Raw genomic sequence first — 17,110 nt, forward strand, 5'->3', positions numbered from 1 at the left:
CGAGCAGGATCCTGAGTAGGTCGGGACACGAGGAATCCCGATTGAAGCAGCGAGGACCATCTCGCAAGGCTAAATACTACATTGTGACCGATAGTGAACCAGTACCGTGAGGGAAAGGTGAAAAGAACCCCGGGAGGGGAGTGAAAGAGAACCTGAAACCGTGTGCCTACAAATAGTCAAAGCCCATTAAAGGGTGATGGCGTGCCTTTTGTAGAATGAACCGGCGAGTTACGTTAGCTAGCGAGGTTAAGTCAGAAAAGACGGAGCCGGAGCGAAAGCGAGTCTGAAGAGGGCGGAGCAGTTAGCTGACGTAGACCCGAAACCAAGTGACCTACCCATGACCAGGTTGAAGGTGCGGTAAAGCGCACTGGAGGACCGAACCCACGTAAGTTAAAAATTGCGGGGATGAGTTGTGGGTAGCGGTGAAATTCCAAACGAACTTGGAGATAGCTGGTTCTCTCCGAAATAGCTTTAGGGCTAGCCTGGTGCCAGGACGATCATGGAGGTAGAGCACTGTTTGGACGAAGGGCCCGTCAGGGGTTACTGAATTCAGATAAACTGCGAATTCCAGAGATCGAGGCACTGGAGTCAGACTGCGAGTGATAAGATCCGTAGTCGAAAGGGAAACAGCCCAGATCACCAGTTAAGGTCCCCAAATCTATGCTAAGTGGAAAAGGATGTGGAGTTGCGTAGACAACTAGGATGTTGGCTCAGAAGCAGCCATCATTAAAAGAGTGCGTAATAGCTCACTAGTCGAGTGACGCTGCGCCGAAAATTTACCGGGGCTAAGCATAGTACCGAAACTGTGGATGTGCAGGAATGCACGTGGTAGGAGAGCGTTCTAAATGCGGCGAAGCTTAACTGAGAAGATAAGTGGAGCGTTTAGAAGTGAGAATGCCGGTATGAGTAGCGCAAGACAGGTGAGAATCCTGTCCGCCGAAAGACTAAGGTTTCCTGGGGCAGGCTCGTCCGCCCAGGGTAAGTCGGGACCTAAGGCAAGGCCGAAAGGCGTAGTCGATGGACAACAGGTAGAAATTCCTGTACTGCGCAGCTTCGTTAACAGCGAAGGAGGGACGCAGGAGGCAAAGAACGCATGGCGCTGGAAGCCATGTTCAAGCGTTAAGTGTGGTAATGAGTCAAATGCTTGTTGCCGAAAAGCACAAGGCGTGATGAGGAGCGAAATCAAAGTAGCGAAGGTTCAAGCGTCACACTGCCAAGAAAAGCTTCTAGCGAGAAGCTGCGTACCCGTACCGCAAACCGACACAGGTAGTCGAGTGGAGAACACTCAGGTGAGCGAGAGAACTCTCGTTAAGGAACTCGGCAAAATCGCCCCGTAACTTCGGGAGAAGGGGTGCTGGTGCAACAGCCAGCCGCAGTGAATAGGCCCAAACAACTGTTTATCAAAAACACAGGTCTCTGCCAAGTCGTAAGACGACGTATAGGGGCTGACACCTGCCCGGTGCTGGAAGGTTAAGGAGAGCTGTTAGCGCAAGCGAAGCAGCGAACTGAAGCCCCAGTAAACGGCGGCCGTAACTATAACGGTCCTAAGGTAGCGAAATTCCTTGTCGGGTAAGTTCCGACCTGCACGAAAGGTGTAATGATTTGGGCACTGTCTCAACGAGAGACTCGGTGAAATTATAATACCCGTGAAGATGCGGGTTACCCGCGACAGGACGGAAAGACCCCATGGAGCTTTACTGCAATTTGATATTGGGCAGCTGTTAAACATGTACAGGATAGGTAGGAGCCGGAGAAGATAGCACGCCAGTGTTATCGGAGGCAATGTTGGGATACTACCCTTGTTTGATGGCTGCTCTAACCAGGGCCTCTAAGCGAGGCATGGGACAGTGTCAGACGGGCAGTTTGACTGGGGCGGTCGCCTCCTAAAGCGTAACGGAGGCGCCCAAAGGTTCCCTCAGAATGGTTGGAAATCATTCACAGAGTGCAAAGGTATAAGGGAGCTTGACTGCGAGAGCGACAACTCGAGCAGGGACGAAAGTCGGGCTTAGTGATCTGGTGGTACCGCATGGAAGGGCCATCACTCAACGGATAAAAGCTACCCTGGGGATAACAGGCTTATCTCCCCCAAGAGTTCACATCGACGGGGAGGTTTGGCACCTCGATGTCGGCTCGTCGCATCCTGGGGCTGAAGTCGGTCCCAAGGGTTGGGCTGTTCGCCCATTAAAGCGGCACGCGAGCTGGGTTCAGAACGTCGTGAGACAGTTCGGTCCCTATCCGTCGTGGGCGTAGGAAATTTGCGAGGAGCTGTCCTTAGTACGAGAGGACCGGGATGGACATACCGCTGGTGTACCAGTTGTCTTGCCAAAGGCATCGCTGGGTAGCTAAGTATGGCCGGGATAAGCGCTGAAAGCATCTAAGTGCGAAGCCCCCCTCAAGATGAGATTTCCCATACGCAAGTAGTAAGACACCTCAAAGACTAAGAGGTAGATAGGCTGGGAGTGGAAGAGCCGCGAGGCTTGGAGCGGACCAGTACTAATCAGTCGAGGACTTGACCAGAGCTTGAAGGCAATCAAGGTTTTTGAAAAGAGGATTATATTTAGTTTTGAGCGTAGAAGCTCAAAGAGAGAGAAAAAGTACGGTGGCAAGAGCAAGAAGGAAACACCTGTAACCATGCCGAACACAGCAGTTAAGCTTCTTCACGCCGAGAGTAGTTGGTGGGAGACTGCCTGCGAGGGTAGGACGCTGCCGTGCTTTTTAGCAATCCGGCTTAGCTCAGTTGGTAGAGCGCTTGACTGTTAATCAAGATGTCGTCAGTTCGAGTCTGACAGCCGGAGCGAGCAAAGAGAGAAAAGAGGACCTGCGGGTTCTCTTTTTTTGTCTATTTATTAAGCATAAAGTGTTAGTCCTTATATATTAGAAAAATGTTAGGTAATGGTTAGAAAATGTGACACAGAGCCTGTTTCACGGTACAATATTAGCGGATACATTTATCTAAAGGAGGAAATCTCATGGTAGGAATTGTTTTAGCCAGCCATGGTGGATTTGCCGATGGAATTGCGCAGTCTGCGCAAATGCTGTTTGGCGAACAAGACAATTTTGCTCATGTCATTTTGAAGCCCGATGAAGGGCCTGATGATATAAGAAGCAAAATGGAAACAGCAATTGCTTCATTTGAAAATCAAGATGAAGTACTGTTAATAGCTGATTTGTGGGGAGGTACGCCATTTAATCAAGCAAATGCTTTGCTTGAAAAACATCCAAATTGGGCGGTTGTCACTGGTATGAATTTACCAATGGTTGTTGAAGCACTAACTCAGAGGATGACAAACCCTGACATTACCGTTCATCAAATTGCAACGGCGATTGTTGAGCCAGCTAAGGATGGAATTAAAACTAAACCTGCAGAATTAATGCCAAAAGATTCTACAGAAACAAAAAAGGAATCAAATTCTGAAAATAAAGAGAGTAAGAAATCTATTCCTGAAGGTACTGTTGTTGGTGATGGTCATATTAAGTTTGTTTTAGCTCGGATTGATTCCCGATTGCTACACGGACAAGTGGCAACTGGCTGGATACCAACCATGCACCCTGACCGAGTTATTGTTGTTTCTGACAGTGTAGCAAAAGACGAAATGCGTAAAAGCATGATTCGTGAAGCTGCTCCTGCTGGTGTCAAAGCGCATACTGTTCCGTTGAAAAAGATGGTAGAGATCGCTAAAGATCCGCGCTTTGGTAACACACATGCCTTACTGCTTTTTGAAAATCCGGAAGATGTTTTAAAAGTCATCAAAGCAGGCGTCGACATTAAGACAGTCAATGTTGGCTCAATGTCCTATAAAGTAGGCGATGTCAATGCTAACAATGTATTGTCCATGAATCAAGAAGATGTTGATACTTTCCACGAACTTGAAAAAATGGGAATCAAGTATGATGTGCGTAAAGTTCCAACTGATAAAGAGGGCAATATGGAAGCTATTTTAAATAAAGCTCAAAGTTTGCTTGATGAACAAAACAAGTAAGAGAATAGGAGTAAAAAATGAACGCTATTCAAATGATTTTAGTTGTCATAGTTGCCTTTCTTGCAGGTATGGAAGGCATCTTGGACCAATGGGAATTCCACCAACCATTGGTTGCTTGTACACTAATCGGCCTGGTAACCGGTAATCTGGTTTTGGGTGTTATCTTAGGTGGCTATTTACAAATGATCGCCTTGGGCTGGGCAAATATTGGTGCTGCTGTTGCTCCTGATGCTGCTTTGGCTTCAGTAGCTTCCGCTATCATCTTGGTTCAAAGTGGTCAAGGAACAAAGGGCATTGGTATGGCTACTGGTATTGCCATGCCTCTGGCCGTTGCCGGACTATTTTTGACTATGATCGTTCGGACAATTTCTACAGGTATTGTCCACATTATGGATGCCGATGCTAAAAAAGGTGATTGGCGTAAAATTAATATGTGGCAATGGCTTGATGTTTGTCTGCAGGGATTGAGAATCGCTATTCCGGCTGCACTGCTGTTAGCTATTCCTGCTTCACAAGTTAGATACTGGCTGGGCTTAATGCCAGCATGGCTTAGTGATGGTATGTCAATAGGTGGTGCCATGGTTGTTGCCGTTGGTTACGCAATGGTAATCAACATGATGGCTAGTCGTGAAGTTTGGCCGTTCTTTGCCATCGGTTTTGCTTTGGCAGCTATTAAAGATCTAACTTTGATTGCTTTGGGTGCAATCGGTTTAGCGATGGCGCTCATGTACTTAGCTTTAGAGTCAAAAGGTGGCAATAACGGCAGTTCAAGTTCTGATAATGAGGGTACCGGCGATCCACTCGGCGATATCATAGATGACTATTAGAGTGATATTTAAGAGGAGGATTTTATAATGGCTGATAAAAAAATAAAATTAACTAAAGCCGACCGCTTCAAAGTTATGTGGCACTCACAATTTTTGCAAGCTTCATGGAACTACGAAAGAATGCAGAACGGTGGGTACGCATATTCACTTATTCCTGCTTTGAGAAAACTTTATCCTAAAAAAGAAGATATGGCAGCTGCTTTGCAGAGACACCTGGTCTTCTTCAACGTTCACCCTTACTTAGTATCGCCAATTCTCGGTGTTACTTTAGCTTTGGAAGAGGATAAGGCTAACGGAGCTAAAGTTGAAGATGAAGCTATTCAAGGTGTTAAGGTTGGAATGATGGGACCTTTAGCCGGTGTCGGTGACCCTGTATTCTGGTACACTGTACGGCCTATTGTTGGTGCTCTAGGTGCCTCAATGGCTATTCAAGGCAACATTTTAGGACCAATTTTGTTCTTCGTTATTTGGAACGTAATTAGATTGGCCTTTATGTGGTACACACAGGAATTTGGTTACAAGGCTGGTTCTGCGATTACTAATGATATGTCTGGTGGTCTATTGCAAAAGGTAACCCGTGGAGCTTCGATGATGGGTATGTTTGTTTTAGGCTCCCTGATTGAACGCTGGGTTAACATTAAGTTCACTCCGATTGTTTCAAAGACGCCTGTCCAAAAGGGTGGCTATATTGATTGGGGCTCACTTCCAGCCGGTGCTAAAGGTATTCAACAAGCTTTAATTGATCAGGCAAATGGCTTGTCTTTAACCAAGTTTAAAGTTACTACTTTGCAAAACAACTTGGATAGTTTAATCCCTGGTTTAGCTGGACTACTTTTGACTTTCCTGTGTATGTGGTTGCTAAAGAAGAAAGTTTCACCAATCGTAATTATTATTGCCATCTTCATTGTTGGTGTCGTTTTGCACGTTCTGCATGTGCTTTAAGCTAAAATGGTTGAATCAAGAAACACCAAAGTTGATTTAACGGCAAATGCGACTTGGTTTCGCGCATTGTCGACATACGGTAAAGTAATGGTCGGAGATAAGGCATTTGAATTTTATAATGACCGTAATATCTCTGATTACGTCCAAATTCCGTGGTCAGAAGTTACCTATGTGGTGGCGGATGTCTATTTTCACGGACGCTATATACCTCGTTTTGAAATTCGCACCCGTGCAAATGGAAAATTTATTTTTACAACACGAAATAATAAAAAGACTTTGCGCGCTATTCGTAAGTATGTCCCTGCCAATAGAATGCGGCAGGCACTGGGATTGTGGCAAAAAATCAAAAGAAGAATAATGCATAAATAAAAAAGTTCCTAGACAAAATTAATTGTCTAGGAATTTTTTTACTTAATTCTTGGTTTTAATACTTATTTCTCCGACAACACCCAATTCACCAACAATTTCTGTTTCAAAGCTTGCATTGCTATGCCATTTTTTCCTTGTGCCAAATTTTAGACAGGGTTGACAAAACTATAAAGATTAACAGTGCTGAAATCATAGAAATCCTGTTTTCAGGTAAGATTAACAACAATATGATCATTAAAATAAAAAAGATCAGTGTTATGTAGTCCAAAAAAGGGAAACCAGGCATTTTAAAATCTGTTAATTCTTGTGCTGGCGTTTTTTTGCGGTAGGAAATGTGGGTTAAAAGCATCAGACACCAGATAATTAAAAACATACTGGTAGATGTAGATGAAATAAAATTAAACGCCTCATTCCCAATAATTATAATAACTAAGGGGGCCAAAGCCATTAGGCAAGCGGATAAAGTCAAGGCATTCTGTGGCAGCTGTCTTCTCAGGTGACCAAATGTCTGGTTAAATTTTCCCTTACCGTTAAAAGTTACGGAAAATAGTAATCTGCCTGCACTGTATAAAATACTGTTAGTCGAGGAAACAGCAGCAGAAATAACCACAAAATTGATAATTGAGCCGGCATTGCGGATGCCAGTGGCAGCTAATGTCTGTACAAAAGGACTAGAGTTAGTTGCTACTTTATTCCATGGAATCACTACTAAAATAGCGATGATAGCAAGCACATAAAATAAAATTATTCGTAGTGGGACCTCATTAATAGCCTTTCTAATTGTTACTTTGGGGTTTTGCGCCTCTGCAGCAGTTAATCCGACTAGTTCAACTCCAACAAAGCTAAAGATAACCATCTGAAAACCGGAAAAGAACCCGGTGCCGCCTTTAGCAAAAAAGCCGCCATGTGTGGATAAGTTAGCAAGAGTAACGGGTCCAAAAGAGGTTTTTCCACCAGTTATTAACAAATAGGCCACTAAAATCACGAATGCAATAACGGTCACAATTTTAATTATGGCAAAACTAAATTCCAGATTGCCAAATAGCCGTGCAGAAAGCAAATTGATAAATAGTAAAATTGCGATGGTTACTAAGCCAGGTACCCATGTAGGCAAATGGGGAAACCAGTATTGAAAATATATTCCCAAGGCTGTCATTTCTGCCATACCCAGAGTTACCCAGCTGATCCAGTAGAGATAACCTGAAATAAATCCAGTGTTTTTACCCAAGTACTTTTCAATAAAATCAATATAGGTATGCTTGGATAAGTCTGAAACTATGAGCTCACCTAAAGCCCGCATTAGTAGAAATAAGAAAATACCGACAACGACATAAATTAAAATGACACTGGGACCGGCTCGTCTAATACTATTACCTACGCCTAGAAATAAACCAGTACCAATTGTCCCACCCAGGGCAATCAATTGAATATGCGCGTTAGTCAAGGTTCGTTCGTAACCAGAACCGTTATTTTCCTCTTCTTCGCTCATTAAATCACTCCAAATACTTAAAAATTAGTTACATTATTAAATTATAGCATTATACATAAGTGTATGTTTTTAACCAAACTAAAATTTCGCTAAATTGTAAATTTTGTTATGTTAAAAAGGGCTTTATTTAAAGACAAATTGTAGTATCATATATTTTATTAAAAATAAATTAAGGAGGAAGATTTAATGTTTACCATTGGCCAATTTACTGTTAATAACTTGGAGATTAGTTTGGTATTACCGGAAGTCAGTCATGCGGATGCTTTATACGAAATTATTGTCCATGACCGTGATCAGCTGGCACATTTTTTACCTTGGGCAGGTAAGATAGCGAGTGTCAAAGATGAAGTTGATTTTATTAAGGCAATGCGAGTTGACACCGCTAATTATAAGAAACTGGTACTAGTTGTTCTTGTCAATGGCAAACCAGCGGGAATGGTTGACCTGCACAATATTAAGCTGAAAAATGAAAGCGGCGAAATTGGCTATTGGCTGGGACAAAAATATCAGGGTAACGGAATTATGACCCATGCCGTTAAAAAGTTAGTAGACGTATCATTCAACCAGTTTGGATTACACAGTATTAAATTACTGGCAGATCATAATAATAAACCTAGTAGAGCCATTGCTGAAAGACTGCACTTTGAACATGTGGCCAGGCTTAAAGATGAAGTCAAGTATCACGGCAAGTTTTGTGATATGGAATTATACATCACATTTAACCCTAAAAACTAATCAAAAAAATTGCTGGTAAAATTTACCAGCAATTTTGTTATTTGTCTTCGTATCCTTGAGGATGAGTTTGATGCCATTTCCAAGCACTTGCCATCATCTCTTCAGCGCTCTCGTGTTGTGGCTCCCAGCCTAAAATAGTTCTGGCTTTAGCTGAATCGGCAACTAAACTGTCAGGGTCTCCTGCACGTCGTGGTCCCATAGTATATGGAATTTCAATATTGGTAACTTTACGAGCCGCCTGTAAGATCTCTAAGTTGGAATAACCGTGAGCAGTTCCGAGGTTGAAAACATCGGATTTGTTGGTTTTAACTAAGTATTTTAGTGCCAGTACATGCGCGTCGATGAGATCTTCGATTTGAACGTAATCTCTGACATTAGTGCCATCTTTAGTGTCGTAGTCATTACCAAAAATGGTAAATTTACCATCGCCACTGATAGCACTTTTTAAAATATTAGGAATTAAATGCGTTTCCGGAGAATGATCTTCTCCGATTGACCCATCACTTGCAGCACCAGCAACGTTGAAATAGCGCAGTGCAATTGATTTGATATCATCAGCTTTATCTGCCCAGTGCATAATTTTTTCCATCATTACTTTGGTTTCGCCATAAGGACTGATCGGATTAAGTGGTGAATCTTCAGTAATTGGCAATTTCTTAGGGATGCCGTATGTGGCAGCGCTGGAAGAAAAGACGAGGTATTTTACATCGGCATCTTTCATGGCCTCCAGGAGTGCGATCATACCTGAAACGTTATTATCATAGTATTTCAGTGGCTTTTGCACGGATTCAGGCACTAAAGAATAAGCGGCAAAGTGCATAACTGCCTCAATTTTTTCTTGACGCAATATTTGACTGACTAAAAACTTGTTTTCAATATCACCTTGGTAAAACTTGGCTTTAGGGTTGACTGCCTTTCTGTGTCCAGTGTACAAAGCGTCAAGGACAACAACATCATTATTTTGTTCAATTAATTTCTTTACAGCTACTGAGCCAATATACCCGGCACCGCCGATAACTAAAACGCGCATAAATTCCTCCAATTATTATATGGTAATGATCTTCTGTCTAAATTTTAGCACAGTCTGTTAATTTAAAAGACAATTATTGACAGTAAAATCATTTTGCAATAAAGTTACTTTTAGTAAGATAGCAAGAAAGAAGTATCAAAATGATTCATAATTCCACAATTAACCAGCAAATTAATCATCGCTCTATCAGAAAATTTAAAGATCAAACACTAAGTGCAGAACAATTAAATACTTTGTACACCGTTTTTCAACATACAGCAACGAGCATGTTTATGCAAAATGCTACAATGCTTCATATTACTGATGAAGGTAAAAGGGCAAAAATCAGAGAATTGTGCGGACAAAAATATGTTGGTGCTGAAGGAGATTTGTTTATCTTTATAGTTGATTTATACCGCAACCAACAAATTCGCCGCCAGTTAGGTAAAGATGACGGCCGTGTTCATACCACTGACATTTTCTTTCAGGGGATGGATGACACATTACTTGCTTGGCAAAATGTGGCTAATGCTGTTGAAAGCATGGATCTAGGCTATGTGCCTCTAGGCACCATTAATGATCACCCGTTAAAAATGTTGGAAGTGCTTGATTTGCCTAAACTGACGTTTCCAGCGTTAGGGATGCAAGTGGGTATTCCTGATCAAGAGCCGCAATTGAAGCCGCGTTTGCCACTAGCATTTACGACTTTTGAAAATGAGTACCCGCGTGATTTTAAAGTGGCAGACTTGAAAGAATATGACCAAGTCGTTACAACTTACTATGATTTGCGGGATGCTAATAGACGTATTGATTCTTTTACCAAGCAAATAACTGGTGACAAGTTAAACAATAAGAGAATTGATCGTGACGAGTTGCCAGAATTGTTGCACAAACAAGAACTTTGCCTAGATTGGAAATAAAATAAAAGTCGTACATTCAATTGCACGACTTTTTTTGTTTTGGTATAATTTAAACGTTGTAAAATGTTGCTGATTTAGCTCAGTTGGTAGAGCGTTTCCCTCGTAAAGAAAAGGTCGCCAGTTCGATTCTGGCAATCAGCATAAGTTTATCGCTTAATATTTCAAAACGTTTCAAAGAAATCCTATTAGGACAGTATTTGAAAGGCTTTTGCTTATTTTGAAAGAACATTAAATAAGTATGATTTTAAGTAAATAGACACACTAGTAAACACAATGAAAAGTGAGTGTGTTTGTAGTGTGTCTAAGTGAATGAGAGTATTCGAAATAGTATATTGTGCAGGCTGTAATAGTCTGCTTTTTTAATTTGTGTTATTAAGCTGATTAATAGTTTACGCGGAAAATAAAAGAGAATAAAATAAAGGCAAAACGTGATACAGAGGAGAAGAATATGCTTGATATTATAAGTAAACTTATTCATGAGAATGAAGATGAGTATCATGATTTTAAAAAAGAGTGGTATAGTCCTAATAAAAAAGATGAACTGATAAAAGACATATTTAGTTTTGTTAATACTGCTCACCATGAAGATTGCTATTTAATAATTGGTGTAGATGATAATAAAAGGGTGGTTGGTATAGAAAATGATGAAAATAGAAGAAACACACAGAAGTTAACAGACTTTTTGAATAATTTGCCCTTGGCTAATAATGCTATTCCTAGAGTAATCGTAGAATCACTAACTATTGAAGGACATACTGTAGATGTAATTGTTATAAAGGATTATAAGAATGTGCCAATATATTTGAAAGAGGTATATCCTTCTAAGAACAGCAAAATTCATACCAAAAGTCATATTTATCCTGGACAAATTTTTTGCAGACTAAATGATACGAATACGGCTATAGATAAAACTGCTAGAGACGATTTAGTAGAAAAACTATGGAAAAAAAGATTTGGCGATGATTTGACAATTGAAGAGAAATATAAAATAAAGCTTTCAGATATAGATAATTGGCAATATTCTGAAAATGGAGAAACAAGGTTCCTATATAAAGTTGATCCCAATTATTGTATGTATTTAAAGGACGATATTGATGAAGATATGCGTTTTAAAATAGAGTCTTATTCGTTATCACAAATGAGAATACGCGTAAATTGGAAAATACTAAATTTACAGTATAAAGATCGTTTGATAAAAAGATTCACAGTATTGTTTTTGGATGAATATCGCTTTCTTACTATTTACCCACAAACATTTTCATTAGAACAAAATTTTGATAAGCCATTAATTTATCGCTTTATTCTAGCTGATTCAATTGACTTCTACGTAGAAAATTTCTTATTAAATCAAAAAAATGATTTTTCTCCTTCGGCAGACTATTTTCAAAAGGAAAAACTTTTAGAAGGTATAGTAGTTTTTAAAAATAGTGAACAAAAAAATAGAATTGATAAAAAGTTGAAAAAGAATATATCAGCAATCAGGGAAGGAGTACAGCCGACAGATAGTCAACTGGAATCAATTCAAAAAAAAGTTACTCTGGCATTTCATGAAAAAGATGAGGTATCTAATAATGAAATAGTTGCAGCGTGCCGAGAATTAAATCTTGGAAGATACATAAATGATTTTATAATTTACAATACAAATGAAGGCAATACTATAAATTGGTTTGGTTAAAATTTTAGAGGCTAATTTTAAGGTTCTGAAATAGTAAAGTTACTTTGATCATAAAATTAAAAGTAAGTATATAGGAGAATCTATCTGAATATTAAAATTATAAGATATGTCTTGTGGTAAGTTTATTTATTTTAGAAGTACTTTTACCTAATTTATTTGATTAATCGAATATTTTAATGCGAGAATCACAATAATAAAATCCAAAACAGATACGAACTTTTCTAAAATTAAGAAAGGCAATTATACTAATTTACTTGGAAAGTGGAAATTAGTTGGTTGTTCTTATAATTCTTATTATAAAGAAGGAGGTATTCGTTGACATCTAGTCACTAAAAAGAATGAAATTGTTTTTATCCTAAAGGTATATCATTAATAAGTAAAGCTGGGGGAAATATGCCTATTTCATTGGATACTAAAAAAGACAGAATAGTTGTGCTTACTTGTAATGTGGTAGGACGCTTGTGTTGTAAAAAATGTAACTATCAAGAATATGCAAAAAGTAAGTCTGAAAAATTTTGACTTTCTTTTTTGTTTTTAAATTATTAAGCATATATTAATTACAAATATTTTATAATTATTTATTTTGCAAGTTAAAAAATATATAAGCAAATAATAAAAGGGATAAATGTGAATTTTGATTGCAACTTTCAATATATATATTAAATGATGTGGGTGTTTAAATAATCTTGTGTAAATGACTATTGAAAAAAAGGAATCTCTTCCTCGTATGATTGTCTTGTAAAACATAAAATCAACGAAAGAGAGATTCCCTCATGGATAATTCTACCAAACAATTAATGTCTGCACTAGCTCAATCTGGCGCTGCTGGTGTTAAAGAAGTTTTTAGAGCGCAGTTGGAACAGGCCTTAAATAACTTGCTTAAAGCGGAATTGGCTGGTTTTCTAGGCTACGATTCTTATGAGCGCTGTGGCTTTAACTCTGGTGATTCCCGCAATGGCGTTTATACCCGGAAGTTTGCGACTGCATACGGCAGTTTGAACTTGGAAATCCCCCGTGATCGGCAAGGCAACTTTAAGCAGCAGACCTTGCCTGCTTATGCTCGCCGGTCTGATCGTCTCGAAGAAACCGTCATCCAGCTGTATGCTCATGGAGTAACCACTACCGAAATATCTCAGCTAGTTAAAACTATGTATGGCCAATACTATGTCCCAGCCACGGTCTCTAATATTACCAAATCAACCTTAGCCGCAGTTGAGCAATTCCACAAGCGTAAGCTGCAGGATAAGTACTTCTGTATTTTCTTAGACGCGACTTATCTCAACTTGCGCCGCAATCAGGTTCAACCAGAAGCAGTCTCAATTGCGCTTGGCATCAAGCCCGATGGTCACAAAGAGGTGCTTGATTACCGGATTGCGCCTAATGAAAGCATGACTACCTGGGACGAGCTGCTGCGTAATCTCTATGATCGGGGCTTAAAGCAGGTGCAGCTCTTTATTGCCGATGGGGTCATCGGTTTGGCACCTGAAGTCAAACGAGTATACCCAATGGCTTCATTTCAGCGTTGCCATGTGCCTGTCATGCGCAATCTGAGAAATAAAGTTAGAAAGCACGATCAAGCCGCTGTTTTAAATGACTTTAAGCAGCTGCATCATGCTCCAAACCTGCCAGAAGCACGTGCAATCCTGCAGCACTTTTATGCTAAGTGGGGCAAACAATACCCACGGGTCATCCAGCAATTAACTAAGATTGAAACTGAGCTATTGGCGTTTATGAAATTTCCCCCGCAGATTAGGATTGCCCTTTATTCGACTAATCAAATTGAAAGCTTTAATAAACGCTTGAAACGCAAAACCAAAGCCAAGGAGCAATTTCCCACAGCAGAATCATTGGATAATTTTGTAGGGCAACAGGTGCTCAGTTATAACCAAGCAGCAGCTGCAAGAAGAATAGCCCGTGGCTTTAGCGGCATTCTTGATACAATCGAGTCTTACTTTGATTAAGTGAAGACAGCGGAAGAGAATTCCATTTACACATAATTATTGACACTCCCCTTGATCAACGATTTTAAAAAGTATAGAGAACAAAAAATTATTTTAGCATTATCTTAGTGTTTTTTGCACTATAAAATATATTGCAAAATAAAATGCAAGATGTAAAATATGACTGTAATCATTATTTTTCTTTGTTTGTTTCATATTATTTAGAGCATATCTATATGCCTGAATTACAAAAGCAGAAAAAGTTACGCCATTTCCTTTAATTGCTTGCTTAATTTCTTTTATGAGATTAGGAGGAAACCTAATAGTTTTGTTCTCGGTTTCTCTGTGATTCGGCTTAATTATAATTGCCAAACTAATCATCTACTGTAAGTTAATTATATGAAAGAAATTAAAAGAACTAATTTCAATTAAATTTCTTATCTGTAAAATGGTATCATTTTAAATAAATAAAAAAGGAATAACATTATGTCAAAATTAAAACGAATCCTGATTAGTTTAGTGCTTATTATGAGTTTAGGCACTGTACCTACTGTATTAACACCAAATATCGTTGGTGCTAAAACTGTTACTATTAAAAAGCATCGCTCAAAGCGACCTAAAAAAGTTAAAGAGGCCTCGCAAACTGGGTTTAAGTTTACCAGAGCACTGATTAAAAAATATCACCTATTGGGTACAAAATATGAAGGTAACAGCATTACTTATTGGGTCAGCCGTTCTACCAAGGAACAAAAAAAGCTATTAACTGATGTTGTTAATCAAATTAATGATTTAGGCATAGTAAAGTTGATTCCGACTAAAAAGTCTAGAGCCCAAATATATATATTTAACGATACCGGCGATTCAGATGATATTTTAGCAAATACTGAAAGTTTTAGAGGTATGGGCCGTGAACGCGGTCTTGCTATCATTAATGGCAGTAGAATTATTATGTGTGTTGACACGATCAAAGCTCTTGGCGAAGATCATGCTGAACTCTTATATAGTCGTAGCCTAAGTCACGAAATAGGTCATGCGTTAGGTTTAGGTCATAAGCCTGATGATGATAGTTCTGATGAACACTTCGTCATGGATGACAGTACAAATGTGGAGTTTATAACTGATAATAGCGACCATTTAGCCCCTTTAGATGATGACTATATTTCGCGGCTAAGGTTAATTTATCAACCGTAATTGTATTAATGTATCTAGTTCTAATGTGTAAAAGAAAACATAATTTACGGTCTGGATAATCATAAATTGCCTGTGCTTCAATTAATAAAACATGGTGGTTGTAACATATTTAGAAAAATTTGTAAGTAGGAAAATAATGATAAGCTAATTATATGGTGAGGGAAAGCATGATTGACATTGATACGTTGGATAAAGTAAAGTTGACAGAATTTTTGACACGCTCTTTAAGCGTTGCGGAATTTCAAGAAAATAAAAGTAATGAATATATACAGTTGCTAGATAATATAAGCTCGAATGCTTATGGATTATGTCTTGATAATGAAAAAGAGTTACTCAATAAATATCCTGAAATTGCCCAAGGACTAAGTGGTGACAATAGAATAAGCAACTATCAAAAAGAAATAGCTGTTTTAAGTAAGCATAGACCAAGTGATTTAGCGCCAATAATTAAATATGCTGGTATCGGTATTGCTTTGATTTTGGTAGGTAGCTTACCTCTTTGGATTGCTGATTTTAGAATACCAATCATTTCAGGGCTATTTACCTTTGTTGGTTCAGTTATAGAAATTGTCGGCAGTTTTGCTTTGGTTTGGGCCCTGTATAAAGGTGCTATTTTTGCCGTTAATATTTACAAGCGCATGAAGGGACTGCCCAATTCTTTCACCGCCCAAGAAGAACAGGATAAAAAGGATAATATTAGAAAGAATCAGTTAATTAAAGAATACAATCAACTAGTCTACACAGATATTTCTGAATCTGCCGACAAGACTAAGGAAGCTGTCGCATATCTTGAAGATTGGAAAAGTCAACTTAGCCAATTAGATGCAGCTAGTGTAGCTTGTTACGGTACGTTGTGCAGTGCTAGTCAAGCATATGGTAGTACTGCCATAATTAACAGAATGCTAGGCTATATTAATCAGCATCGTGCGCACGATTTTGAAACCGTTGCGAACTTGGCCATTCAAGAAATACGTCAGGAGAAGTTCCATTCAGAGGATATAGAGATGGCTTCATCAGTAAGTAATGACATAAGTCAAATGAATAGTAATTTAACTGATCTTGGCGAAAAATTGATTAATAAAATTGATGTCAACACAGCGCTTACTAAAAAAGCAACGGTTGCAGCCACAACGGCAGCGGCTGCTGCTCAAGATGTCCAAAAAGAAGCTGAAACTGCAAAGAAAGAAGCACGGGCAGCGAACAGCGTAGCTGGTGCTGCAAGCAGGCAAGCAACAGCAGCAAGTGATCAAGCAGCCGTACTCAATAAGAAGTTAGATCAGTCACAAGCTGAATTAAACAAACTAAAAAATCAATAAAACTTGTTTATTAGTTAGAAAAGAAGTCTGTTATCACAATTCTAGTTTACTTGGCTCTTTGTCAAACATCCTAAAGTAGAAAGCAGATAGAAGTATGATGATACTTTTATCTGCTTTTTCTTTATACTTAAAGTTGAAGTTGAGGTCGCCAACAGGATTGAATCTTTGAATTCGATTTGCAAGCGGGTCCGTAAGAATAATGTCATTTGCTAGTTAGGTTAGGATGAGGATCTTAAATATCGCATTAAGAAAATTAACAAAGGCACTATTCTGCTTCAATAATTTTAGGAGGTGTTACAGTGAGTGTTATTGGTATTGATGTTAGTTGTGGTAAAAGTCATGTTACTTTAATTACTACTGATTTTGAAAAGCAAGATTTTAATTTTAGTCATAATCGCAGCGGTTTTAAGCATTTATCTGCTTATCTGGCTGATCCAGTTTTAGTTATTTTCGAAACCGCTGGGGTTTATTTGCTCAGTTAGCTTATTATTTAAGCCAAAATAAAATTAAATTTTGTGAGCTTAATCCGCTGGAAGCAAAAATGAGAATGTAATCTTTGCAGCGGAACAAGACAGATGCTTGTGATTCATTCAAACTAGCTTTATTAGGAATCACGCAGGTAGCCGTCATTCATACTAGAAGTCGACATTAAACCGATATCCACTATCACTTTTTATGTTTTTTAGCTGTGCAATATCACAAATTAAGCCGAGAGCG

14 protein-coding genes, 2 tRNA genes and 2 rRNA genes (1 of these 18 only partly in view) are annotated in these 17,110 nt (G+C 39.0%); 15 read left to right on the forward strand and 3 right to left on the reverse strand.

Going from position 1 to position 17,110, the window contains the following annotated elements; translation table 11 throughout:
• The 7 genes from DKL58_RS01735 to DKL58_RS01765 form a co-directional block, all read left to right on the forward strand.
• Positions 1-2,517, forward strand: a 23S ribosomal RNA gene (locus DKL58_RS01735); it begins 392 nt to the left of the window's first position.
• 78 nt (positions 2,518-2,595) lie between these two features.
• Positions 2,596-2,712, forward strand: a 5S ribosomal RNA gene (gene rrf / locus DKL58_RS01740).
• A gap of 10 nt (positions 2,713-2,722) precedes the next feature.
• Positions 2,723-2,795, forward strand: a tRNA-Asn gene (locus DKL58_RS01745).
• Between the two features lie 174 nt (positions 2,796-2,969).
• Positions 2,970-3,980, forward strand: coding sequence for a PTS sugar transporter subunit IIB (locus DKL58_RS01750; RefSeq protein ID WP_109585880.1), 1,011 nt, complete (start codon positions 2,970-2,972; stop codon positions 3,978-3,980).
• 17 nt (positions 3,981-3,997) lie between these two features.
• On the forward strand, positions 3,998-4,807 hold the full coding sequence (locus DKL58_RS01755; RefSeq protein WP_046331631.1) for a PTS mannose/fructose/sorbose transporter subunit IIC: 810 nt from the start codon (positions 3,998-4,000) through the stop codon (positions 4,805-4,807).
• A gap of 27 nt (positions 4,808-4,834) precedes the next feature.
• Positions 4,835-5,749, forward strand: coding sequence for a PTS system mannose/fructose/sorbose family transporter subunit IID (locus tag DKL58_RS01760; protein WP_046331632.1), 915 nt, complete (start codon positions 4,835-4,837; stop codon positions 5,747-5,749).
• Between the two features lie 6 nt (positions 5,750-5,755).
• On the forward strand, positions 5,756-6,118 hold the full coding sequence (locus tag DKL58_RS01765) for a DUF956 family protein (RefSeq protein WP_109585881.1): 363 nt from the start codon (positions 5,756-5,758) through the stop codon (positions 6,116-6,118).
• Positions 6,119-6,236: 118 nt separating this feature from the next.
• Here DKL58_RS01765 and DKL58_RS01770 read toward each other — a convergent pair whose 3' ends face one another.
• On the reverse strand, positions 6,237-7,607 hold the full coding sequence (locus DKL58_RS01770; protein WP_109585882.1) for an amino acid permease: 1,371 nt from the start codon (positions 7,605-7,607) through the stop codon (positions 6,237-6,239).
• Between the two features lie 186 nt (positions 7,608-7,793).
• On the opposite strand from DKL58_RS01770, the gene DKL58_RS01775 reads away from it, so the two are divergent.
• The gene (locus tag DKL58_RS01775) at positions 7,794-8,342 is read left to right on the forward strand and encodes a GNAT family N-acetyltransferase (protein ID WP_109585883.1); all 549 of its coding nucleotides are present in this window, start codon (positions 7,794-7,796) and stop codon (positions 8,340-8,342) included.
• A gap of 37 nt (positions 8,343-8,379) precedes the next feature.
• Here DKL58_RS01775 and galE read toward each other — a convergent pair whose 3' ends face one another.
• Positions 8,380-9,372, reverse strand: coding sequence for a UDP-glucose 4-epimerase GalE (gene galE / locus DKL58_RS01780; RefSeq protein ID WP_109585884.1), 993 nt, complete (start codon positions 9,370-9,372; stop codon positions 8,380-8,382).
• Positions 9,373-9,512: 140 nt separating this feature from the next.
• On the opposite strand from galE, the gene DKL58_RS01785 reads away from it, so the two are divergent.
• The 4 genes from DKL58_RS01785 (at position 9,513) to DKL58_RS01800 (ending at position 13,907) form a co-directional block, all read left to right on the forward strand.
• Complete coding sequence (locus tag DKL58_RS01785) at positions 9,513-10,271, forward strand: NADPH-dependent oxidoreductase (protein ID WP_109585885.1); 759 nt, start codon at positions 9,513-9,515, stop codon at positions 10,269-10,271.
• A gap of 68 nt (positions 10,272-10,339) precedes the next feature.
• Positions 10,340-10,412 (forward strand) — tRNA-Thr (locus tag DKL58_RS01790).
• Between the two features lie 307 nt (positions 10,413-10,719).
• Positions 10,720-11,946, forward strand: a complete 1,227-nt coding sequence (locus DKL58_RS01795) for an AlbA family DNA-binding domain-containing protein (protein ID WP_109585886.1) — start codon at positions 10,720-10,722, stop codon at positions 11,944-11,946.
• A gap of 773 nt (positions 11,947-12,719) precedes the next feature.
• Positions 12,720-13,907, forward strand: a complete 1,188-nt coding sequence (locus tag DKL58_RS01800) for an IS256 family transposase (RefSeq protein ID WP_109585887.1) — start codon at positions 12,720-12,722, stop codon at positions 13,905-13,907.
• A 99-nt stretch (positions 13,908-14,006) separates the two neighbouring features.
• On the opposite strand, the gene DKL58_RS09660 is transcribed toward DKL58_RS01800, so the two are convergent.
• Positions 14,007-14,267 carry a YlcI/YnfO family protein gene (locus DKL58_RS09660; RefSeq protein WP_338034160.1) on the reverse strand — a complete coding sequence of 87 codons (261 nt, stop codon included), beginning with the start codon at positions 14,265-14,267 and terminating at the stop codon, positions 14,007-14,009.
• Positions 14,268-14,372: 105 nt separating this feature from the next.
• Here DKL58_RS09660 and DKL58_RS01810 point away from each other — a divergent pair, with 105 nt between their 5' ends.
• From DKL58_RS01810 to DKL58_RS09595, 3 genes are all read left to right on the forward strand, one after another.
• A complete protein-coding gene (locus DKL58_RS01810) occupies positions 14,373-15,077 on the forward strand; it encodes a zinc metalloprotease (RefSeq protein WP_109585889.1) in 705 nt (234 codons plus the stop codon).
• A 167-nt stretch (positions 15,078-15,244) separates the two neighbouring features.
• The gene (locus DKL58_RS01815; RefSeq protein ID WP_109585890.1) at positions 15,245-16,393 is read left to right on the forward strand and encodes a hypothetical protein; all 1,149 of its coding nucleotides are present in this window, start codon (positions 15,245-15,247) and stop codon (positions 16,391-16,393) included.
• A gap of 299 nt (positions 16,394-16,692) precedes the next feature.
• Positions 16,693-16,875 (forward strand): IS110 family transposase, encoded by a 183-nt coding sequence (locus DKL58_RS09595; protein ID WP_239386408.1) that lies wholly within the window; start codon positions 16,693-16,695, stop codon positions 16,873-16,875.
• The last annotated feature ends 235 nt before the right edge of the window (positions 16,876-17,110 follow it).

Origin of the sequence: Lactobacillus kullabergensis (assembly GCF_003151025.1) — a bacterium.
Classification (GTDB): domain Bacteria; phylum Bacillota; class Bacilli; order Lactobacillales; family Lactobacillaceae; genus Lactobacillus; species Lactobacillus kullabergensis.